The sequence below is a fragment of the Pontimicrobium sp. MEBiC06410 genome (assembly GCF_053601615.1).
On record NZ_JBSHNT010000140.1, the window covers coordinates 56,292 to 79,875 of the forward strand.

Here is a 23,584-nt window from a genome sequence, read left to right on the forward strand (position 1 = left end):
ATTATATAATTGAATTACTTCTTAATTTTATTTTTATAGTTTTAAATCCCTTTTTCTTATTTCTTCAAAGAGATTTCCGATGTCTCGGAAATATTAAAAACGTTTCGTTTTTAATAGTGACATTTACCACATTCTAAACCTCCCATTTGAGCAGCAGTAACTTTATCTAAGTCACCATACTTTTTAGCTAATTCCTCATGGATTTTAGTATAGTAGCCATTATCTTTAATTTTAACATTAGTCTCTCTGTGACAGTTAATACACCACCCCATTGTTAATGGAGCATGCTGAGAAACGATTTCCATCTCCTCTATTGGCCCGTGACATGTTTGACACTCTACTCCTGCAACAGTTACGTGTTGCGAGTGGTTGAAGTAAGCAAAGTCTGGTAAATTATGTATTCTAGTCCATTTTACTGGCTTAGATTCTCCTGTGTATTCTTGGTTAGCATCATCCCAACCTACAGCTGCATATAGTTTTTTAATTTCACCATCATAGAAATCTTTAGTGTATTCTTCTGTAGCTGTTGCATCTGCTACTTCTGATATAGATTTATGACAGTTCATACAAACATTTAACGAAGGAATCCCCGATGTTTTACTAACTCTTGCAGAAGAGTGACAGTATTTACAATCTACACCATTATCTCCAGCGTGAATTCTGTGAGAGAAATGAATTTCTTGTACTGGCTCGTATCCTTGATTAACTCCTACTTGCATTAAGTAACCATACACAAAGTATCCTGATGCTAATAAAAAGAATATAGCTGTTACTAATACTAAGAATTGGTTTTGTATAAACGCTTTCCAAATCGGCGTCGTTTTAGTTTTCTCTCCTAAATCCACTCCTTTTTCTTCTGCAAAACGACGTAATGTTTTATTTACTAACACTAACGCTCCTGCTAGTAGCGCAAACAATAATGCTAAAGCTCCAAGGATTAATTTGTTTGAAGCATTATCTCCTCCGCCTTCTCCACCATTAGGATTATACCCAGGACAGCCTGGCTGAGGATTAGTTTTACATGGATCTTCTTTTATAACCTCTGCCGTATACGCTAAAATATTATCAATATCTGCATTAGATAATTGAGGAAAAGCAGTCATTGCTACTCCTTTGTATTCTGCATAAATCTTATTTGCATAAGCATCTCCAGAGTCGATTAATCCTTTACTGTTTTTAATCCAAGCATATAACCACTCTCTATCTAAATCCTGCTCATCAGCTAAACGTGCTTCAACATTACGCAATGCAGGACCTGTCATCTTTTTGTCTAACTTATGACAAGATGCACAGTTTGTATTAAATAATGCTTTACCGGCTGCCGGATCGCCTTCTTGGGCTGAAAGTGAAGTTGAAAATGCTATTAAAATAATTAAGCTTAAACGAAGAATGTTGTTGCTTAACCTACGGTGAATCACCTGTTTCATATTATTAGTAAAATTAGCTTCTAAAGTTTGGTATGGTTTTTTCATATGCATTTAAGAAAAATATACGCTTATAAAATCTAGGCAAAAGTAATACTTAAAGTCCATTTTATAAATGTTAGAGAAGTCTTAATTTCTAATTTAGAGATATTCTAAATAAGAAATGCGACCAAATTTCGTTATTTACTTTTACATTTGTATTAATAAAAACTTATTTATGACACGATTTTCTTATAAAAACCTTTGTTTACTAGCACTTTGCCTATTTGGCTTCACAGCCTTTAGCAATGCACAACAGGGTAAGGTCACCATTAATCAAGACCCTGCTATTTCTACTTTATTAGATTATAAAACAGAAATTAATGCTAATGACAAAGACACTAGACGCTATAAAATCCAAATTTTTTCGGGAGATCATAGTAAGGCTGAAGAAGTAAAAACTGCCTTTAAGTACTCTTATGATAAATGGTCTACAAAAAAGGTTTATGAAACTCCTAATTATAAAGTATGGGTAGGTAATTTTAGAACTAAGCTAGAAGCCGATCGTGCACTTGTAGAAATTAAAAAGAAATTCCCTTCTGCTTTTCTTTTTAAACCAAAAAAGGAGAAAGATTAAAAAAGGAAAAATCTAGACATAAAAAAAGGCGACCAAATGGTCGCCTTTTTTGTTTAATTGATTTTATATTATTTCAATTTCTTTTTTACTTCTACTTCATGGAATGCTTCTATTGTATCTCCTTCTTTTATGTCATTGAAGTTTTTAACTTGCATACCACAATCGTATCCTTTAGACACTTCTTTAACATCATCTTTAAATCGTTTTAACGATGCTAATTCGCCTGTGTAAGCTACAACGCCATCTCTAATAATACGTATTTGAGAACTTCTGTATATTTTCCCATTCATTACCATACAACCTGCAATTGTACCCACTTTAGAAACTTTAAATAGTTCTCTAATTTCTGCTGTACCTGTAATTTCCTCTTTAAGCTCTGGAGACAACATACCTTCCATAGCATCTTTAAGGTCATTAATTGCATCGTAGATAATTGAGTATGTTCTAATATCTACTTCTTCTCTATCTGCTATTGTTCTTGCATTTCCAACTGGTCTTACATTAAATCCAATAATAATGGCATCTGATGCAGTTGCTAATAACACATCACTTTCTGTTATAGCTCCTACTCCTTTGTGTAAGATATTAACCTGAATTTCTTCTGTAGATAATTTCTGGAACGAATCTGTTAAAGCTTCTACCGATCCATCCACATCACCTTTAAGGATAATATTAAGTTCTTTAAATGTTCCTAAAGCAATACGACGTCCAATTTCTGCTAATGTTAATGTCTTTGTTGTACGCACATCTTGCTCACGTTGTAATTGCATACGTTTTGTTGCAATTTGTTTTGCTTCGCGTTCGTCTGCAAATACATTAAATTTATCTCCAGCTTGTGGCGCTCCGTCTAATCCTAAAATAGATACTGGTGTTGATGGCCCTGCTTGTTTAACGTTATTACCACGTTCATCTTGCATTGCCTTAACTTTACCACTATTTTTACCTGCTAGTACATAGTCTCCAATTCTAAGTGTACCCGCTTGTACTAAAACTGTAGAAACGTACCCTCTACCTTTATCTAAGTAGGCTTCTACTACTGTACCTACTGCTGGTTTATTAGGGTTTGCTTTTAGTTCTAACAACTCGGCTTCTAGTAATACTTTTTCTAGTAAGTCTTTTACACCTGTTCCTACTTTTGCTGATATATCGTGAGATTGTATTTTACCTCCCCAATCTTCAACTAATAGATTCATGTTTGCTAAACCTTCTTTGATTTTATCTGGGTTTGCATCTGGCTTATCTATTTTGTTTATAGCAAATACAATTGGCACTCCTGCTGCTTGAGCGTGAGAGATTGCTTCTTTTGTTTGCGGCATAATATCATCATCTGCTGCTGCAACAATAATTGCTATATCTGTAACTTGGGCTCCACGTGCACGCATGGCAGTAAAGGCCTCGTGTCCTGGTGTATCTAAAAAGGCAATTTTTTGTCCGTTTTCTAGCTCTACACCATAGGCTCCAATATGTTGTGTAATTCCTCCTGATTCTCCTGCTATTACGTTTTCTTTACGAATGTAATCTAGTAAAGATGTTTTACCATGATCTACGTGTCCCATTACTGTAACGATTGGTGCACGTTCTACTAAATCTTCTGGTTTATCTTCTACTTCTACAATAGATTCTTCTATATCTGCTGTTATAAATTCTACTTTATAACCAAATTCTTCTGCAACAATACTTAATGTCTCAGCATCTAAACGCTGATTCATTGTTACCATCATACCTAAAGACATACATGCAGAGATAACTTGTGTTACCTGTACATCCATCATAGTAGCAACTTCACTTGCCGTAACAAACTCTGTTACTTTAAGGATTTTACTTTCTGCTGCTTCTATTTTCTGATCGATTTCAGATTGCTCTCTATGTTGCTCTCTTTTATCTCTTCTGTATTTAGCTCCTTTTCCTTTATTAGATTTACCTTGAAGTTTTTCAAGTGTTTCACGCACTTGCTTTTTAACATCTTCTTCGCTAGGCTCTTCTTTTACAACAGGACGTCTAGACTGACCAGATTTTTTACCTTTAAATCTATCGTTTCTATTGTTGTTTGATCTATTATTAGGGTTATTTCCTCCTGATTTATTATCTCCTGGTTTAGAAATACGACGACGCTTTCTTTTGTTAGTATCGTCTGGCTTTTTCTCCTCCTTCTTTTTCTTAGGCTTATTAAATTGAGATAAATCAATTTTATCACCTGCAATTTTAGGACCTGTAAGTTTTTGGTACTGCGTTTTAACCTTCTCTTCAACAATTTCCTCTCCTTCTGGAGTTACAATTGTTTTAGCATCTGGTTTTTTAGGCGTTTCCTTTTTAGCTTCAACTGGCGCTGGTTTCTCTTCAACTTTTGGCTCTTCCTTTTTTGGAGCTTGAGGTTTAGGAGTCTCTTTTTTAGCAACTTCCTTTTTCTTAGGCTCTAAATCTATCTTACCAATAGTTTTTGGTCCTGCTAAAGTTTTAGCAGCTTTTACAACTTCTTGCTTAGGTGCTTCCTTTGCTTCTTCTTCCTTAGCTTTAGGTGCTTCCTTTACAGGTTCTGGAGTTGTTTCTTCTACGTCTTTCTTCTTCGGGTTTAAATCTATTTTCCCAATAGTTTTTGGTCCTGATAAAGGCTTGGCAGCTTTTACAACTTCTCTCCTTCTTGCCTGCTCTCTAGCTTCAATTTCTTTTTGCTTTGCTTCAAGCTCTTGCTCACGCTTAATACGTAAGTCCTCTTTTTCTTTTTGTTTCGCTTCGCTAACTTCCTGAGAGGCTACTTTTTTACTAGCATCTGTTTGAAACTCATCAGAAAGTATTTTATACGTTTCTTCAGAAATTTTCGTAGTCGGGCGCTTCTCTATCTCGACACCTTTGGAATCTAAAAATTCCACAGCACGATCTAAAGAGATGTTTAGCTCACGTAATACTTTATTTAATCTAATCGTTTCAGCCATAAATTGCCTTTAACCTTTAATTTTACTCCAAATATATGTTAATCTTCGAATTCTTCCTTAAGAATTCTAATAACATCTAGAATTGTTTCCTCTTCTAGGTCTGTTCTTTTTACTAAATCTGCAACGTCTTGTTCTAAGACACTCTTTGCAGTATCCATTCCTGCTTTACTAAATTCTTGAATAACCCAGCCTTCTATTTCGTCTGAGAATTCTGTTAACTCCACATCTTCTTCTGCACCTTCTCTAAACACATCTATCTCGTATCCAGTTAATTGCCCTGCTAAACGAATATTGTGTCCGCCACGTCCAATAGCCTTACTTACTTCTTCTGGCTTTAAAATAGCTTCTGCTCGTTTATTTTCTTCATCTATTTTAATAGAGGTTACTCTTGCTGGGCTTAAGGCTCTAGTAATATACAATTGTAAATTATTTGTGTAATTAATTACATCTATATTTTCGTTTCCTAATTCACGAACAATTCCATGAATTCTAGATCCTTTCATACCTACGCATGCTCCAACTGGATCAATTCTATCATCATAAGAATCTACAGCTACTTTTGCTTTTTCCCCTGGAATTCTTACTACGTTTTTAATGGTAATTAAACCATCAAATACTTCTGGTATTTCCGATTCAAATAATTTTTCTAAGAACTTAGGTGATGTACGAGACATAATAATAGCTGGCTTGTTTCCTTTAAGCTCAACACTGTCAATAATTCCTCTTACATTATCTCCTTTTCTAAAGAAATCTGAAGGTATTTGCTTATCTTTTGGTAAAATAATTTCATTGCCTTCATCATCTAATAAAATTACTGCTCTGTGACGTATGTGGTGCACTTCGGCAGTATAAATATCTCCTTCTAAATCTTTAAATTGCTTAAAGATGTTAGTGTTATCATGTTCGTGTATTTTAGAAATTAAGTTTTGGCGTAATGCTAAGATAGCTCTACGTCCTAAATCTATTAGTTTCACTTCTTCAGACACATCTTCTCCTACTTCAAAATCTGGTTCTATCTTGCGCGCTTCAGATAATGATATTTCTTGATTTGGTTCTTCTACTTCTCCATCTGCTACTACTATTCTATTTCTCCAAATTTCTAAATCCCCTTTATCTGGGTTTATAATTATATCGAAGTTATCGTCATCTCCAAACTTCTTTTTTAAAGCATTTCTAAACACGTCTTCTAGAATTGCCATTAATGTCACACGGTCGATTAATTTATCGTCTTTAAATTCCGAAAACGATTCAATTAATGCAAGATTTTCCATAACTCTATTGAATTAAAATTTTATCATCACTTTTGCTTCTACAATATCGTTGTAAGCAATATTTCTTTTCTTTTGAACGGTCACCTTACCTTTACCTACTGGTTTTGGTTCTCGGGCTTTCCATTCTACATCTATAGCTTCATCTGAAGCATTTGTTAATTCTCCTTCTATTGTTTCTGTCTGCATTTTCACCTCCAATTTGCGTCCAATATTCTTTTTATATTGTCTTGGCAATTTTAAAGGCGATGCAGCACCTGCAGATGCAACTTCCAGAGAAAAGTCTTGTTCTTCTCTATCTAAATTATGCTCTATAGCTCTACTAATAAACATACAATCTTCTACTTTAACACCATTATCTCCATCGATAATAATATTAATCAAGTTTGCACCAGATATAGAGAAGTCTATTAAGAATAAATCTTCTCTTTCTTGTAATGCTTCTTCCAGTAAATCTTTAACAGTCGTTATAAACATTTTTAAGTATAAAAAGAGGGGACTTTACGTCCCCTCACCTTTCTTATTTTCTTTCAACGGTGCAAATATACACATTTTTATTGATTTTCATAACTTAAACTGTTTAGCATTTTAAAATAATGTGAGTTATTATTTAAAATAATCTTTATAAAATCATTTTTTCATTACAAAAAGCAAAACTCTAATGTGTAAGTCTTTACGTAAAATCATTTTTTTTTATTAAATTTATAAAACCACACTAAATCACATATATATGAAAAAATTACTAGTTCCTACAGATTTTTCAAATGAAGCCGAAAACGCCATTAAGGTTGCTGCACAACTTGCTAGAAAGCATAATTGTGAGTTAATCTTACTCCACATGCTAGATCTCCCAATGAATCATATTACAGATGGAGGTGCACCTACAGACTTACCTGAGGCTGTTTATTTTATGAAATTAGCCCATAAACAATTTGAATCTGTAATGAACAAAGACTACCTAAGTGACATTACTGTGCATGAAATGGTAGATTTTCATGATATTTCTACAGGTATTTTAGAGACTTGCAAAGCGCATAATGTAGATTTAATAGTTATGGGGTCTCATGGTTCTAGCGGGCTTAAAGAAATGTTTATAGGCTCTAATGCTGAGAAAATTGTACGTACATCTGAAACGCCTGTTTTAGTTATTAAAAATGAGCATACTGATTTTAATATTAGAGAGTTTGTTTTTGCCTCAGATTTTAAAAATGACAATAAAGAAACCTATAAGCAGGCTATAAAATTAGCTGAAGCTTTTAATGCTAAAATTCACTTACTAATGGTAAATACTGTTGCAAACTTTACCACAACAGCTGATGCCAAAGTAAGAATAAACGAGTTTATTAAGGATAATGATTTTAAAAACTACACGATTAATATTTATAATGATGAGACTGCCGAGAAAGGAATTCTAAACTTCTCTCATATTATTAATGCAGACCTAATTGGTATTAGCACACACGGTAGACAAGGTATTGCTCACTTTTTTAACGGTAGTTTAAGCGAAGACATTGTTAATCATGCCAAACGACCAGTAATTACTTTTAAGATATAACTTAAAAACAATGTAAAATAAAAAAGTCTTCCAAAATTGGAAGACTTTTTTGTTGGCCCACTAGGGCTCGAACCTAGACTCTTCGGTACCAAAAACCGACGTGTTGCCAGTTACACCATAGGCCAGTAACTGTTTGCGGGTGCAAATATAAAACGAATAATAATATCTGCAAACATTTATTTAAAAAAAAATCACAAAAACCTTAACGTTAACTTAAAAATGGCTACCGTTTAATAATTATTACTAAATTCGCCATCATAATAAATAAGACACATCAATGACTTCAATTAACTTTAAAAAATGGAACAACATACTGGGTTGGTTCGCTTTTTTAATTGCATTAATAACTTATAGCTTAACTGTAGAACCTACTGTTAGTTACTGGGATGCAGGAGAATACATATTAACTTCTGCAAAACTACAAGTTGGTCACCCGCCAGGAGCTCCACTATTTCAAATGTTAGGTGCCATGTTCTCGACTTTGGCTTTTAATCCTGAGCAAGTTGGATTAATGCTTAATATGGTTAGTGCTGTATCTAGTGCTTTCACTATTTTATTTATGTTTTGGAGTATTTCTTTGTTGTTACAAAAAGTAATTGGAGAGCATAAATTAACTAATGATAGAATTAAAGCTATTTTAGGTAGTGCTTTAGTTGGTAGTTTAGCATTTACTTTTACTGACTCTTTTTGGTTTAATGCTGTTGAAACAGAAGTGTATGCTATGGCAACACTTATAATGTCTATTTTATTCTATTTAGCTTTACGTTGGGAGCAAGATATGCATACACCTCGCGGTAATCGTTGGCTTATTTTAATTGCTTTTATTATTGGGTTATCCTTTGGAGTTCACTTTATGGGGCTATTAACCATTCCAGCCATTGGTTTAATCTACTTCTTTAAAAACTATAAAAAAGTAACGGTTTTAAACTTTATAGTTGCTAATGTTGTTTCTGTTGCCATCTTATTAATTATATTTAAATTACTCGCACCAAATATTCTAAGGTTTTTTAGTGTTTCAGAGATATTCTTTGTTAACACCATTGGATTACCTTTTAATTCAGGTTCTATAATTGCTGGATTAATTTTAATTGCTGCCATCTATTTTGGCTTAAAATATACTAGAGATAAAGGTTATAAACATGTTAATACAGGAATTCTATGTGTTACATTTATAATTATAGGTTTTTCTTCTTGGTTAATGCTACCTATTCGTGCTAATGCAAATGTTGTTATTAACGAAAATAACCCATCTAGTGCGAGAGAGTTATTAGCATATTATAACTTAGAACAATATCCAGAAACACACTTATTTTATGGTCCTTTATTTACAGATCAATATTCTGGGCTAGATGAAAAGACGCCTTATGTTGATGATAAACCTAAATATGAAAAGGATGAAAAGTCTGGAAAATATATTATAGTCAATGATTGGAAAAAGGCTAAACAGAATTACAATTCTAAACATGCTTCTATTTTACCAAGAATGTGGAGTGGTGAAAATGCTAAAAACTACTTAATGTTTTCGGGCTTTTTAGATTTTAATTTAAAACCAGAGTTTACAATAGATCCTACTACAAAAAGGTTAATAGAACAATTTATTTATAATCTTAATGAAGGCAAATTAAGTGATAGTGAGTATCAACAATTTGTAGCGAAATACGAACAAGAACTAGGAATTTATACTAGTGAAGGGCTAAACAGAATAAAATCTATGGTTTCCCAGTTTAAAAATGAAGTTGCAAAAGGTAGTGTTGATTATGAAGATTATGCAAATTTCTTGAAAGAATATGGGCAAAGTTATCTTGATATTGAAAAACCTTCTCTTGCTAGTAATATAGCTTACTTATTTGAGTACCAATTAGGATACATGTACTGGCGTTACTTTATGTGGAATTTTACTGGTCGTCAAGACGACATACAAGGTAAACTAGACAATCATGGAAACTGGATAAGTGGTATTAAAGCTTTCGATTCTTGGCACCTAGGCATGTCTCAAGATAATTTACCTAGCGATGTAAAAAATAATAAAGCTAGAAACACGTACTTTTTCTTACCTTTTATATTTGGGTTAATTGGTTTATTCTTTTTATTAAATAGAGATAAAAAAACCTTTTGGGTATTGCTAGTCTTTTTCTTATTCACAGGACTAGCTATTCAGGTTTACACTAATGTACGTCCTTTTGAGCCTAGAGAACGTGATTACTCTGTTGTAGGTTCTTTTTATGTGTTTGCAATTTGGATAGGTTTTGGAGTATATGCGCTTTACGATATTTTACAGAATAAGGTTAAAACACCTCTATTAGCACCAGCAGTTACTTTAGTTTGCATTTTATTAGTACCAACTATTCTTGCTGCAAATAACTGGGATGACCATGACAGGTCTGGCAAATATACCGCTAGAGCTATGGCTAAAAAGTATTTAGATTCTTGTGATAAGAACGGAATACTATTTTCTATTGGAGACAACGATACATTCGCACTATGGTACGCACAAGAAATTGAAGGTTATAGAACAGATGTTCGTGTTGTAAACACGAGTTTATTCCAAACCGATTGGTACATAGACCAAATGAAGCGTAAAGCTTACGAAAGCGACCCTATACCGTCTCAATTAACTCACGATCAATATAAGCTTGGTACTAGAGAATATGTTATGAAGCGTTTATATTATACCGATCCAAGATCTGGAAAAGATAAGCGTATTTACAGCAAAGACACTTTATTAATTAAAGATTTTATGAATTTTGTCTCTAGCGATAACCCTAAGACCAAATTTAAGAGTGTCTTAGAATTAGAAGGGGAAGATCCAAATCAATACCCATCTCAATATAGAAATCTTAATTATTTCCCTGTTGAGAACATTAGAATACCGGTTAATAAAGCTAATGTTTTAGAGAACGGAATTGTAAAACAAAAAGACGCTGATAAAATTGTACCTTATATAGATATAAAAATTAAAGAGAGTGCTATTTATAAACAGCGTTTACTTATGCTAGACATTGTTGCTAACAATCACTGGAAACGCCCTATTTACTTTACCGGCGGTGCTTTTGGTTCTGATGATTATATCTGGATGGAAGACTATTTGCAGTTAGATGGTATGGTTTATAAGTTAGTTCCTATTGCAACTCCTGTAGACCGTGCAAATCCATTTGATATGGGACGTGTAGATACAGATTTAATGTATAACAAAGTAAAACATTGGGATTGGGGAAATAGTGGTAGTGATGCTATTTACCATGATCCAGAAACGAGAAGAAATTCTATTACTTATAGAGGTAATTTAGCGCGATTAATAGAGCAGTTAATTAAAGAGGACAAATTAGATAAGGCTGAAGAAATAGCAGATATCGCTATGACTAATATGCCTGTAGATAAATTTGGTTACTACACGCTTTTAGAACCATACATTGGCGCTTATTACGAGGTAGGAGCTAAAGAGAAAGCGAGACAACTATTTAAAAATGTCGCTGTTAAATACCAAGAAAACTTAACGTATTACAGCGAATTAAATAGAGAACAACAACGTTCTAGTATTGTTGATATTTACACAGATATAGAACGTTACCGTGCGCTTATTATACTGCTTGCAGAATACGATGATGAGTTTGGTGAAAAAGAGTTTTTAACGTTCCGTAATTACAAACAGTTATTTAACGATATTATGCCACAGGAAGAACAGCAACCTCTAAAAGAAGACTTAGATTTAGCTATAGATAGTTTAATATCTAGAGATAGTAGTATTATTAATGTAGAAGACTAGCAGTTGATTTTTTTTCCAGTAAAAATACCACAGTTTATAAAACGAATTTTCCCAAACTATGTTTGGGATTTTTCGTCTAAAGACAAAATACTGTATCTTACTTTTGATGATGGCCCTACCCCAGAAATTACAAATTGGACACTTAATACTCTTAAGCAATATAATGCAAAAGCTACCTTTTTTTGTATCGGGAATAATATAGAAAAGCACTCAGATATTTTTAATGCTATAGTTGAACAAGGGCACCATGTAGGCAATCATACCCATAACCACTTAAAAGGCTGGAGAACCTCTAAAAAGAACTACATAAGTAATGTAGAGCAAGCTCAAGAAATTATCAATACCTCTATAATAGACAACAAACGTCTGCCAAAATCTAATCTTTTTCGCCCACCATTTGGGAAGATCAAAAATAGTCAAGCAAAAGCGCTTATAAAAAGAGGTTATAAAATAATAATGTGGAGTATTATTTCTATAGATTGGGATAAAAAACTACCTAAGGAACAGTGTTTAAAAAATGTTATTAAACACACTACTAATGGAAATATCATTGTATTTCATGATAGCATTAAAGCCGCAAAGAACATGACATATGCTTTACCAGAAGTATTAGAGCATTTTAGTAATAAAGGCTATATCTTTAAAGCAATTCCTTACTAAGTATATTGTTGTAAAATACTTATTAATGTATTAGCATCTTGTTCGCCACTATGCCTCCATTGCATTTCGCCATTTTTATATATAATAAGTGTTGGCAATCCTTTTACTCGTAATGCTTCAGACAATTCTCTATTCTTCTCAACATCAATTTTAATCACTTTGGCTTTATCTCCCATTGCAGCAGCAACATCTCGTAGTACTGGATGCATTGCCGTAGATTGCTCATTCCAATCTGTAAAAAAATCTAACAGAACAGGAATATTTACATCTATTAATTCTCCAAATTTTGACATTATTTAAAGTATTAGTTTAAACTTGTTACTTCAAATCTACAATTTTTTAACAACTTATAGTTTTATATTGTTGATTTTTAAGCTGTTTTAGAGCCTTTTTTTAGTTCTATTACAGTTATTTCTGGCCAAATACCTACTCGACCTGGGTAGGCATGAAAACCAAAGCCTCTATTTACATTTATAAATTGGTTTGCTTCTTCGTATAAACCAGCCCATTGTTTATATACATATTGTACTGGACTCCACTTAAAAATCCCAGGGATTTCAATTCCAAATTGTAATCCATGTGTATGCCCGCTTAACGTTAAATGATAATGGTCTTTATGTGTTTTTACTTCATGCTCCCAATGCGAAGGGTCATGACTTAATAGTATTTTAAAGTCATCGCTAGTTATCGCTTGAGAGGCAAGATTTAAATCTCCTGCCTTTTTAAAACTTTTCCCCCAATTTTCTACACCAACTATAGCTAAACGATCTCCATCTTTTTCTATATAGTCGCTCTCATTAAGTAATAATTTAAAATCTATTTTTTTATGAATATCTTTTATAGCTTGAAAGTTAGCATCTTTTGCTTCTTGAGTTGGCCAAGTAACATATTCTCCATAATCATGATTTCCTAGTACAGAATACTTTCCAAATTTTGGTTTTTTAATACGTTTAAATGTATCTATCCACGGATCCATTTCGCTTGCTTTGGTATTTACAATGTCTCCAGTAAACAAAATAATATCGGTGTCTTGTTTATTAATCAAATCTACAGCATACTCAATCTTTTCCTTATCATCAAAACTCCCGGAATGTATATCGCTTATTTGAGTTAATTTAAAGCCATCGAATGCTTCTGGCAAATCGTTAAAATGAATAGTATACCTTAGTACTTTATAATTATATTTTCCTTTGTAAATACCGTATAGTATAGAGGCAAAAGGGATCGCTGCTATACCCAAAGCTAATTTGCTAATAAAAAGTCGTCTGTTAGGCATAAAGTGTTCTGGCTTACTAAACAGGTTACTGTTTGTAAAATAATTGTAGCCTGCTACAAAGAGCCGCATAATATCTTCTCCAAACATTATAAGTAACAACAATAATTTAGGCACAAACATAGGCAAGAAAAAAGCCATAGCTCTAAGAGATTCACTTGTAGGCCCTACACTTCTATCATAATTTAAAAAGACATAAGCAAAATAACCATAGATTAATACAGAGACTAATATATACCCCCATAGCATCCATTGCGTTTTAGATACTGTTTTAAATGCTTGGAAAGCATAAACATCAACGATTATAAAAAAAAGTAATAGTATAAGGTACCTTAACATGAATTGCGTTTTTAATGTTTTGCAAAATTAACGATTAATGGTTGCTCCTAATCTTAGTAAATTGTTAAAGGTTTTTAGCTTTAAGTCTTTTAGTTCTAGAGCTTTGGTTTTAAATTGAATATTTTTAGTTTCATTAGGTAATAAATCGAAAAAATTATCAGAAAAATGTCCTTTTTCATCACTATATAAAAACACGTCTTTTTGAAGGGTTTTACTAGTCAACTCTATAACAAACCCAGTTTCTGTTTTTGTTACAACTTGTTTTATTTCTCCTTTTTGAAGTTCTAAGGCTTTATGTTTTACCAAATAAAACAATGCTGTTTCATTATTAAATGTTGAAACCACCACTACGGCATTCTTGTTTAAATCTAGAGCTGTTAAATTTAATTCGTGTTTAATTTCACTACTATTAGAAGTAACGGTGATAGGTTTAGAAATGTTATGCAAAACCTTTCCATTAAAATCCATTATTTTAATTTTTAACACGCCTTTATATTCTGCAAAATCATCATTAATTACATAAGTACTCAAAGTATCATTTACAACTTTTGAGGATATTAAAACATCTTTAAAAGCTTTTTTAGTTTTATAATGCATGGCTTTCCAATTACCTAAAAAATCTATACTAGACCAAGAAATTACTGGCCAGCAATCATTTAATTGCCAATATAGCGTTCCCATATTATATGGTTTGGCTCTTCGTTGCGCTTCAAACCCTATAACCATTCCATTTGCTTGCATTAACTGACTCATATATACATAGTCTTCGTCATTATCTGGCACGGGGTAATCTCTTTCCATATAATTCTTTATAATAGCATAGCCTCTTGGGTGTTTTTGGTGTGTATTAAATGCTTTTGTAGAGACTGATGTGCTTTCTGTTCCATTTATATACTTAATAACCTCGTAACTTGGAAAGGCTTGAAAACCAAATTCGCTCATAAAACGTGGCACTGCTTCTTGCAAATGTTCAAAGGGATACTCGTCATGCCATATCCACCAGTCGTGAGCGTCTCCTTCTGTTTTATATAAAGGGTTTCCGCGACCATATCTAGGAGAACTCTCCCAATAGTCTATTTCTTTATGGTAGTTCTTTACAACTTGTGGTAAGAGTGTATCGAATAGCTTAAGATAGTTTCCCCATATTTCAGCTTTTTCTTCTTCTCCTCTTCCAGATTGCCACCCCCATCGATGCCAAGCTTCATTATTTTCATTATTGCCACACCATAATGCTATGGAGCTATGGTTTCTTAATCGCTTTACATTATCTATCGCTTCTTGTTTTACGTTTTCTAAAAAGGCTTTATCTCCAGGATACATAGCACATGCAAACATAAAATCTTGCCATACCATAATCCCTTTTTCATCGCACAGTTCGTAAAAAATATTGTCTTCGTATATACCACCTCCCCATACACGAAGCATATTCATATTAGCTTCTACTGCATCATTTAAAAGGTTGTTATAGTCTTCTGTTTTTATTTGATTTTGAAAACTATGTTGTGGAATATAATTTGCGCCTTTGGCATAGACCGGCACGTTGTTTACTTTAAAATAAAACGTTTCTCCAATGCTATCTTTTTCGGTTATTAGCTCTACTGTTCTTAATCCTTTTTTTAGAGTTTGCCTATCTAACACTCTATTCCCATCTTTAACAACGGCTTTTAATGCATAAAGATATGGGTCTCCTATATTATGCGGCCACCATTTTTTTGGGTTTTTAATTTTAAATGGGATTGAGAAACGCTCTTCTACTTTTACAAACTCTTTTTCTACTTTTAAAACATCGTTTACATAAATCTCAACTGTAACTGGGTCTTCAACACTAGATTTTATTTCAAACGTTGCTTCTATTTCTGCTATAGTATCATTTAGTGTTTTTTGATTATAATAAAGGTCTTCTATTTTAAAGCCATCCCACGATTTTAAATAAATTGGTCTAGACACTCCACTAGAGGTTAACACAGGTCCCCAGTCCCACCCATAGTGAAATTGAGGTTTCCTCGTAAAAACACGATTTTCTACAGGTAATTTATAATATAGTTTTTCTTTTTCTTTTGTTTCTGCTTTTGTAGTACTTTCAAAAACAATTCGTAATTCGTTTGTTGTTTTTAATAACGGCTTTACATCTACTATAAATTCTCTAAAGGCATTATTTGTTTTTAAAATTTCTGTAGCATTTAAAAATACGGTAGCGTAAGTATCTAATCCTTTAAAGTCTAATTCTAAGTGTTTTTTTAACAGGGTTTCTTCATCTACTGTAAAACTTGTTTTGTATTCCCAATCTTCGGCAGAGATCCATTGTAAATCCAATTCATTATTTGCTACAAAAGGGTCTGCTATTTTTCCATTTCTAAATAAATCGGAATGTACTTCGCCTGGAACTTGAGCACCTTGCCACATGGTGTCTTTTACATTTTTAAAAACCCAGTTATTACTTAATGTTTTTGTTTTAGGTGAGTCGTCTGTTTTACAACTTACCATTATAAGGACAACAAAAATTAATATCAATCTATTCATTATCGTAAATAATATATGCGGAAACCATCCAGTAATTATGTTCATTTTCTTTTGCTTCTTGGGCTTCTGGTATAGAAAATTTTAATGTATGGGGGTTATTCCCCAAATGCTTTAAAGCTATTACTTCTGGCACAACATCACTTCCAGGACACCAGTTAGATCTAGAAAGATCTGACGAAGCTATATGATCGTTAGAAGTTTCACCTTCCATAAAGTCTTTTGCAACCCATGTTCCTGATGTAGGATTAAAGCGTCTAAAACTAGCGCAATCATCTCGCCAAGGCGTGAACTGTTTTATAACATTATCGTCTAAAGAGATTATATTTTCTTTTTTAACAAACTCATCTCCTTTTGCATGGCCTCCATGTCCTGTTGCTATATAGTATAGCTTTGCATTTTTATAAGCATCATCTGCTGGTATTTTAACTGTAATGCTTTCTTTTGAAAAGCCATCGTAATTTACTTGTCCCCCATTATATTTAACAGTATTCACTATAGGTAGAACTGTTTGTTCTTTTTTAATATGGTTGGGTATATTACTTTCTTTATAATCTATACTTACCGAAATATTATAACCTTGTTTTGTCCATGTGTCTATATATACTCCTATGTATACTTCACCTTCTAAAAATGGTAATAAATGAGTAACATTTTGAGACCAGTTTACTTCATTTTCCCAATGAGGTATATATGGAGGCTTCCTCTTTTTTGCACGTTCATTATTACTAAAGTATCCAACTCCAAAAGGAGTCATAAAACGCAATAACTCTACATTAGGCATATAAGTAGAATCTTTTATTGTTTTAGTTACTACCCCTGGAAAACTATCTTTTAACTGTTCTTTTAAAAACGCTTCATTACTAAAGGATAACATGTTTAAGTCTGCTGTGGATGGTATTACAAATAAAGACCCTGATTTATCCCATGGATCTCCATTAGATGTTAATGTAACATTAACCGTTACATTGGGTTGTAACTGGTAGTTAGGTAATTTTACCTTTTTAAGTAATATACGGCCAGCGTCTAATCTTAAAATACCATTACTATCTGGTTTTAAAGCTTGCTTTTTTAAGTTTATATCAAAATATAAATTAGCATCATTAAAAATGGATTCTGTGATATCACCTATTGATGCTGGTGTTTTGGGCTTAACACAAGCTACTGCAAGAAGCAATATTATACTGTAATATTTTAATCTCATTCGTTACTATTATTTACTAGGGCTTTTATTTTTGATTTGTCTGATACAACATTAATTGTTTCATCAAAAAACTTCGAACTATTCATAGGTATTTTAGGGACTTTATTTATTTGAGATAAAGTCGTTGCTGAGGCGTGTACCTCGGTAAATCCTAGAGCTTTAAAACTTCTAATATTTTCTGAATTTATACCTCCTCCTGGTAAAACAATAATTTTATCATTTGCTAACTGTTTTAGTTTAGTAAGCAACTTTATACCTTGTTCTGCTGTTGTTTCTTGCCCAGAGGTTAGCACTCTTTCTACTCCTAGTTTAATTAATTCTTTAATAGCTTCTGAAGGGTTTGATGTCCAATCGAAGGCACGATGAAATGTAAATGGTAATGGTTTTGATAGTTCTATTAATTCTTTAGTTTGCTCTACATTTATAGTATTGTCTTTATTTAAAACACCTGAAACAATCCCAGAACAGCCTAAATCTTTACAAAGCTGAATATTATGCCTCATTATTTCAAATTCTGAATTTGTATAAGTAAAATTACCGCTTCTAGGTCGTATTAATACATATACGGGAATTGATAACACATCTACTGCTGTTTTTACTAAACCATAGCTTGGTGTTATCCCACCAATGGCAAGTTCGCTACACAATTCTATACGTTGTGCTCCTGCTTCTTGAGCGTTAATTGCTGACTGGTAATTACTAGCACAAATTTCTATAATCATTTATTCTATTTTACAATAATTTCGTCTATAAACGTCCATGCCTTATGTCCTGCTCCTTGCAAGCCATCTGCTATTACTCCATAATTAGGCACCTTTAATTTTATTATACGAATATCTTTTACATTAAAATTGTTTGCTTTAAAATCTACAATTAACCCTTCTTCATCTACATTATAATACTCAAAATCTAAATCATTAAATGCAATCCCCACTTGTTTAGGTGCATATACCCATTGCCCTTTAGCATTATAAAAACGGGTTTCAATAGAATTAATATTAGTTGGTTCTCCCAAATCTATAGTTACCTCAAGGTCGTCTCCCCAAAAGCCTAACCATTCCTTATCTCCAAATCTATTGTTGCTACCATTAATTCCATTAATTAGTCCTTTACTCCCGCTTCCTCTGTATGTTTTATTAGGCTCAACATTTAATGTTATGTTTTTATTAACTGCTTTATGGTAATTTAGTGTTTGCTCGAATATGCTACCTAATTGTTTTTCTGAATTAAATACGGCTGCTTTTAACAACATGTCTCCGTTAACTGCAATAGGCTTTTTGTAAATTGTAGATGTTAATGTAGGATTGCTACCATCTACTGTGTAACGCATTGTTTTCCCCTCGGTTAATGCTTGTAATTTATATTGTAATACGTTATTATCAGTATCTAATTCTCCTTTAATTTCATATAGGTGATTTGCATAATTAACACCTAAAACATCCAATCGTTTATTAAAATTTTCTACTCTAGATACAAAGTTATTATAGTCTTTGCGTTTAGAGTTAGACCATACCACTTCACTCATTGCTAATATACGAGGAAACACCATATATTCTACCTTATCTTCAGTTGGCATATATTCTGTCCAAACATTACCCTGCGCACCTAGTACATATTTATGCTCTTCTTCTGTTAGTTCTTTAGGTATTGGATTAAAATTATACACCTTTTCTAAAGGTAAGAATCCTCCTATTGCAACAGGCTCATCTTCATTTGTAGATTGGTAGTAATCAAAATAACAATGAGAGGTTGGTGTATTTATAACTGTATGTTTGGCTTTGGCAGCTTCTACAGCACCTTTGGTTCCTCTCCATGACATTACAGTTGCATTTGGTGCTAACCCGCCTTCTAAGATTTCATCCCACCCAATGATTTGTCTTCCTTTGCTATTTAAATATCTTTCCATTCTAGATATAAAATAACTTTGAAGCTCATGTTCGTCTTTCAAGCCTTCTTCTTTTATTCTACGTTGGCAATCGTTACAAGATTTCCATCTGGTTTTTGGTGCTTCGTCTCCACCTATATGAATATATTTACTTGGAAACAAAGCCAAAACCTCATCTAAAACATCCTCTAAAAAAGTAAACGTATTTTCTTTTGTACAATAAATATCTTCAAACACACCCCATTTGGTTGCTACGTCCACTTGCTCTCCTGTACATCCCAATTCTGGGTAAGCAGAAACTGCTGCTTGAGAATGCCCAGGCATTTCAATTTCTGGAATTATCGTTATTTTACGATTATTAGCATATTCTACAATATCTTTTATTTGTTCTTGAGTATAATAACCTCCATATTTTTTTCCATCAAATTGATGTGGTTGATCGCTATAATGCCCTATTAAAGTCTCTTTTCTATAAGCAGCAATTTCATTAAGTTTTGGATATTTTTTAATTTCTATACGCCAGCCTTGATCCTCTGTTAAATGCCAATGAAATGTATTCATTTTTAACAATGCTAAGGCATCAATATATTGTTTAATAAAATCTATAGAGTAAAAATGTCTTCCAACATCTAGATGCATACCTCTGTAAACAAATTCTGGTTCGTCTTCTATACTTAAACTCTGTATAGCTACTTGCGCTTCATTATTTTCTTTTTCGAAAGTTACTGGTAATAATTGCCTTAAACTTTGCACCCCATAAAACGCCCCTTTGTCTGTAGCCGCTTTAATAGTAATTGTTTCTGGTAAAACTTGTAAGGTATACCCTTCTTCATTTAATAACGAATCGTCTTTTACAAACACAATGGTAGTCGTTCCAGAGCCTTCTTTTAATTTTATTGCACTAGAATTAGCTATGTATGATTTTAAAAACTGAGCAGAAACCTTAAAAGCCTCATCATATTTAATAGCTGTATTAGAGTTTAAAATAAATTGCCCTTTATAAATTTCTTGTTTTAATGGTACAGGAATTATATTTGGAGCAATTGGCACTAAAGACGAACTATTATTACAACTAAAAAAAAATAAAAGGGATATAGAAGTAAAAAAAAGGGATATAAAAGTTGAACGATTTAATAATCTATTGCTATACATTTTCTTATATTTAGACGACTATAAATGTACTAATCTATTTTTAATGAAGCTTAAATTTACCCTCGTTTTTATTATTATCCTTACAATATCTGCTTGTAAAAAAGCAGTCGATATTAAACCCGCAAAAAAGGACACCTTATTAACCTCCTATGTTAATCCTTTTATAGGTACTGGTGGCCATGGTCACACCTATCCAGGCGCCACATTACCCTACGGCATGATGCAATTAAGTCCAGATACAAGGTTAGATGGATGGGATGGTTGTTCTGGATACCACTATAGTGACAATTATATTTATGGATTTTCGCATACGCATTTAAGCGGAACTGGTGTTAGCGATTACGGGGATATTTTATTAATGCCTACTAATACCGTACAATTTAATAATGGAGCTAATGGAGAAAAAGGTTATAAAGCACATTTCTCTCATGAAAATGAAGTTGCAGAGCCAGGTTACTATAAAGTACATTTAGACACCACTAATATAGATGTAGAATTAACAGTTTCTAAACGAAGTGGTATACATAAATATAAGTTCCCTTCTGCAGATAACCAATATGCTATTTTAGATTTAATTCACCGCGACAAAGTATTGGATGCTAAAATTGAAAAAATTTCTGATACTGAAATTACCGGATATCGTTTTTCTGAAGCATGGGCAAAAGACCAACGTTTATTTTTTACAATAAAAACATCGCATCCATTTAATGATATTTTACAATCACCTCCAAAAGAAGGAATGCCAGGCGCTCAAAAAATAGCTTTAAATTTTATTAATCCTAATAACGATCCTGTTTATATTAAAATAGGAATTTCTGCAGTAGATAAAGCTGGTGCGAAAAAAAATATGGAACAAGAGTTAGGAGGAAAAACTTTTGAACAAATTAAAACAGATGCTCAACAAATTTGGGAGAAACAATTAGAAAAAATTGTTGTAGAAAGTGATAATAAAGACTATAAAACTAATTTTTATACTGCTATGTATCATACAGCAATTGCTCCTAATTTATACCAAGATGTAGATGGTCGTTATCGTGGCATGGATTTAAAAATTCACGAAACTAAAAACTTCGATTACTATACTGTATTTTCACTTTGGGATACTTACCGTGCAGCCCACCCACTCTATACTATTATAGAGCAAGAAAAAACCAATGATTTTATTAATACTTTTTTAGCTAAACACGACGAAGGTGGTATTATGCCTATTTGGGATTTATCAGGAAATTACACTGGTTGCATGATAGGTTACCATGCCGTACCTGTTATTGCAGATGCCTATTTAAAAGGTATAAAAGGTTATGATGCAGAACGTGCTATGAATGCTATGATACATAGCGCTACAAGAGATAAATTAGGCTTAGCATCTTATAAAAACTACGGATTTATTCCTGTTGAGCAAGAAAGCGAATCGGTGTCTAAAACTTTAGAATACGCCTACGATGATTGGACAATTGCGCAAATGGCTAAAGCTATGAATAAGCCAGATGTTTATAAAACTTACACAGAGCGCGCTCAGTATTACAAGAATATTTTCGATCCTGAAACTCAGTTTATGAGAGGACGTTTTAGAAACACTTGGTTTGCTCCTTTCGATCCTTACGAAGTAAACTTTAATTACACAGAAGCTAATTCTTGGCAATACAGTTATTATGTTCCACAAGATATTTCAGGTTTTATAAACTTATTAGGCGGTAAGGATAAACTAGAAGCTAACCTAGATAAGCTATTCATTGCAGAGGATAAAACTTCTGGTCGCCATCAAGTTGATATTACCGGTTTAATAGGACAATATGCTCATGGTAACGAGCCAAGTCATCATATGGCATATCTTTATAATTTTGTAAACAAGCCTTATAAAACTCAAGAGAAAATTCATCAAATTTTAACTGAATTATACACAAATACTCCTGATGGTATTTCTGGAAATGAAGACTGCGGGCAAATGAGTGCTTGGTATATTTTTAGTTCTTTAGGATTTTACCCTGTTACTCCAGCATCTAACCAATACATTATAGGTAATCCTCTATTTAAAAAGGCGACTATTAACTTAGAAAACGGCAAACAATTTACCATTAATGCAACCAATATTAGCAATACTAATAAATATATAGACCATGTGTTATTAAATGGTGAAAAACTTAATCATACATATATTACTCATAATGATATTATTAATGGAGGCATGTTAGAGTTTGTAATGTCTGCAAAACCTTCTCAATGGGGAACTACAGAAGGGCAAGAACCTAAAACAGAAATTACAGAACATTTAATTGTATCTTCCCCTTTTATTGCAAAAGGAAAAACAGCTTTTAAGGCGTCTACTACAATTGAATTGCAAAGCAACACCAAAGCGGCTGTTATTTATTATTCTGAAAATGATTCAGAATATAAAAAATACGATGCTCCTTTTACCATTTCTGAAGCCTTAACCTTAAAAGTTTATGCTGAACTAAATGGGCAGAAAAGTCCAACAATAACAACCAAATTCTTTAAAATTGATCCTAATATTACTTTAAAACTAGACTCAGAATATGCAAACCAATATAATGGTGGTGGAAAAGATGCTTTAATAGATGGTATATTAGGAGCTCAAGATTTTAGAACAGGAACTTGGCAAGGCTATTTTGATGCAGATGTTATAGCTACAGTAGATTTAGGAAGTAAAAAAGAAATAAACACAGTTACAATAGGCTTTTTACAAGACCAACGCTCATGGATTTTCTACCCAACAGCAGTAGAGTGCTTGGTTTCTAACGATGGCAAAAACTTTAAACCTTTAGCAAAAGCCCAACACATTGATGCTACCATTGCTTCAGAACATGTTACTATTAAAAATGTTACTTTTAAGCAAACAGAAGCAAATTATCGCTATGTAAAAGTCATTGCTAAAAAACTAGGAGTATTACCAGAATGGCACTTAGGTTATAAACATGATGGTAGAAGTTGGTTATTTGTAGATGAAATTACTATAAAATAACGATAAAGGAACCTATCT

General features: G+C 32.8%; 15 protein-coding genes and 1 tRNA gene. 5 read left to right on the forward strand and 11 right to left on the reverse strand.

Annotated features, from left to right (window positions below):
• Nucleotides 1–110: 110 nt before the first annotated feature.
• A complete protein-coding gene (locus ACVC08_RS04005; protein ID WP_452601133.1) occupies nt 111–1,427 on the reverse strand; it encodes a c-type cytochrome in 1,317 nt (438 codons plus the stop codon).
• Between the two features lie 214 nt (nt 1,428–1,641).
• Here ACVC08_RS04005 and ACVC08_RS04010 point away from each other — a divergent pair, with 214 nt between their 5' ends.
• Nucleotides 1,642–2,040 (forward strand): SPOR domain-containing protein, encoded by a 399-nt coding sequence (locus ACVC08_RS04010; RefSeq protein ID WP_452601082.1) that lies wholly within the window; start codon nt 1,642–1,644, stop codon nt 2,038–2,040.
• A gap of 68 nt (nt 2,041–2,108) precedes the next feature.
• Here the strand turns inward: ACVC08_RS04010 and infB are convergent, their stop codons facing one another.
• From infB to rimP, 3 genes are read right to left on the reverse strand one after another with little or no spacing between them, the layout of a single operon-like run.
• The gene (gene infB / locus ACVC08_RS04015; protein ID WP_452598454.1) at nt 2,109–4,970 is read right to left on the reverse strand and encodes a translation initiation factor IF-2; all 2,862 of its coding nucleotides are present in this window, start codon (nt 4,968–4,970) and stop codon (nt 2,109–2,111) included.
• A 38-nt stretch (nt 4,971–5,008) separates the two neighbouring features.
• Nucleotides 5,009–6,241 (reverse strand): transcription termination factor NusA, encoded by a 1,233-nt coding sequence (gene nusA, locus ACVC08_RS04020; protein WP_452598455.1) that lies wholly within the window; start codon nt 6,239–6,241, stop codon nt 5,009–5,011.
• Between the two features lie 12 nt (nt 6,242–6,253).
• A complete protein-coding gene (gene rimP / locus ACVC08_RS04025) occupies nt 6,254–6,715 on the reverse strand; it encodes a ribosome assembly cofactor RimP (RefSeq protein ID WP_452598456.1) in 462 nt (153 codons plus the stop codon).
• Between the two features lie 253 nt (nt 6,716–6,968).
• Between rimP and ACVC08_RS04030 the strand changes: the two genes are divergently transcribed.
• Entirely contained in the window at nt 6,969–7,793 is an 825-nt protein-coding gene (locus tag ACVC08_RS04030) for a universal stress protein (protein WP_452598457.1), read from the forward strand.
• Between the two features lie 52 nt (nt 7,794–7,845).
• Here the strand turns inward: ACVC08_RS04030 and ACVC08_RS04035 are convergent.
• Nucleotides 7,846–7,918: transfer RNA gene (locus ACVC08_RS04035), tRNA-Gln, on the reverse strand.
• 152 nt (nt 7,919–8,070) lie between these two features.
• Here ACVC08_RS04035 and ACVC08_RS04040 point away from each other — a divergent pair.
• Both ACVC08_RS04040 and ACVC08_RS04045 read left to right on the forward strand, forming a co-directional pair.
• Complete coding sequence (locus ACVC08_RS04040) at nt 8,071–11,556, forward strand: DUF2723 domain-containing protein (protein ID WP_452601083.1); 3,486 nt, start codon at nt 8,071–8,073, stop codon at nt 11,554–11,556.
• Nucleotides 11,557–11,559: 3 nt separating this feature from the next.
• The gene (locus tag ACVC08_RS04045; protein ID WP_452601084.1) at nt 11,560–12,216 is read left to right on the forward strand and encodes a polysaccharide deacetylase family protein; all 657 of its coding nucleotides are present in this window, start codon (nt 11,560–11,562) and stop codon (nt 12,214–12,216) included.
• On the opposite strand, the gene ACVC08_RS04050 is transcribed toward ACVC08_RS04045, so the two are convergent.
• From ACVC08_RS04050 to ACVC08_RS04075, 6 genes are all read right to left on the reverse strand, one after another.
• Nucleotides 12,213–12,509: a thioredoxin family protein gene (locus tag ACVC08_RS04050; protein ID WP_452598460.1), complete on the reverse strand. Its 297-nt coding sequence runs from the start codon at nt 12,507–12,509 to the stop codon at nt 12,213–12,215. The genes ACVC08_RS04045 and ACVC08_RS04050 overlap by 4 nt on opposite strands.
• A gap of 77 nt (nt 12,510–12,586) precedes the next feature.
• Nucleotides 12,587–13,828, reverse strand: coding sequence for a metallophosphoesterase (locus tag ACVC08_RS04055; protein WP_452601085.1), 1,242 nt, complete (start codon nt 13,826–13,828; stop codon nt 12,587–12,589).
• Between the two features lie 27 nt (nt 13,829–13,855).
• Nucleotides 13,856–16,393 (reverse strand): beta-mannosidase, encoded by a 2,538-nt coding sequence (locus ACVC08_RS04060; RefSeq protein ID WP_452601086.1) that lies wholly within the window; start codon nt 16,391–16,393, stop codon nt 13,856–13,858.
• Complete coding sequence (locus ACVC08_RS04065; RefSeq protein WP_452601087.1) at nt 16,341–17,549, reverse strand: peptide-N-glycosidase F-related protein; 1,209 nt, start codon at nt 17,547–17,549, stop codon at nt 16,341–16,343. Before ACVC08_RS04065 ends, ACVC08_RS04060 begins: the two co-directional genes overlap by 53 nt.
• On the reverse strand, nt 17,546–18,271 hold the full coding sequence (locus ACVC08_RS04070) for a copper homeostasis protein CutC (protein WP_452601088.1): 726 nt from the start codon (nt 18,269–18,271) through the stop codon (nt 17,546–17,548). Before ACVC08_RS04070 ends, ACVC08_RS04065 begins: the two co-directional genes overlap by 4 nt.
• Nucleotides 18,272–18,276: 5 nt before the next feature.
• Nucleotides 18,277–20,484: a beta-N-acetylhexosaminidase gene (locus ACVC08_RS04075; protein WP_452601089.1), complete on the reverse strand. Its 2,208-nt coding sequence runs from the start codon at nt 20,482–20,484 to the stop codon at nt 18,277–18,279.
• A 145-nt stretch (nt 20,485–20,629) separates the two neighbouring features.
• On the opposite strand from ACVC08_RS04075, the gene ACVC08_RS04080 reads away from it, so the two are divergent.
• On the forward strand, nt 20,630–23,566 hold the full coding sequence (locus ACVC08_RS04080; RefSeq protein ID WP_452601090.1) for a GH92 family glycosyl hydrolase: 2,937 nt from the start codon (nt 20,630–20,632) through the stop codon (nt 23,564–23,566).
• The last annotated feature ends 18 nt before the right edge of the window (nt 23,567–23,584 follow it).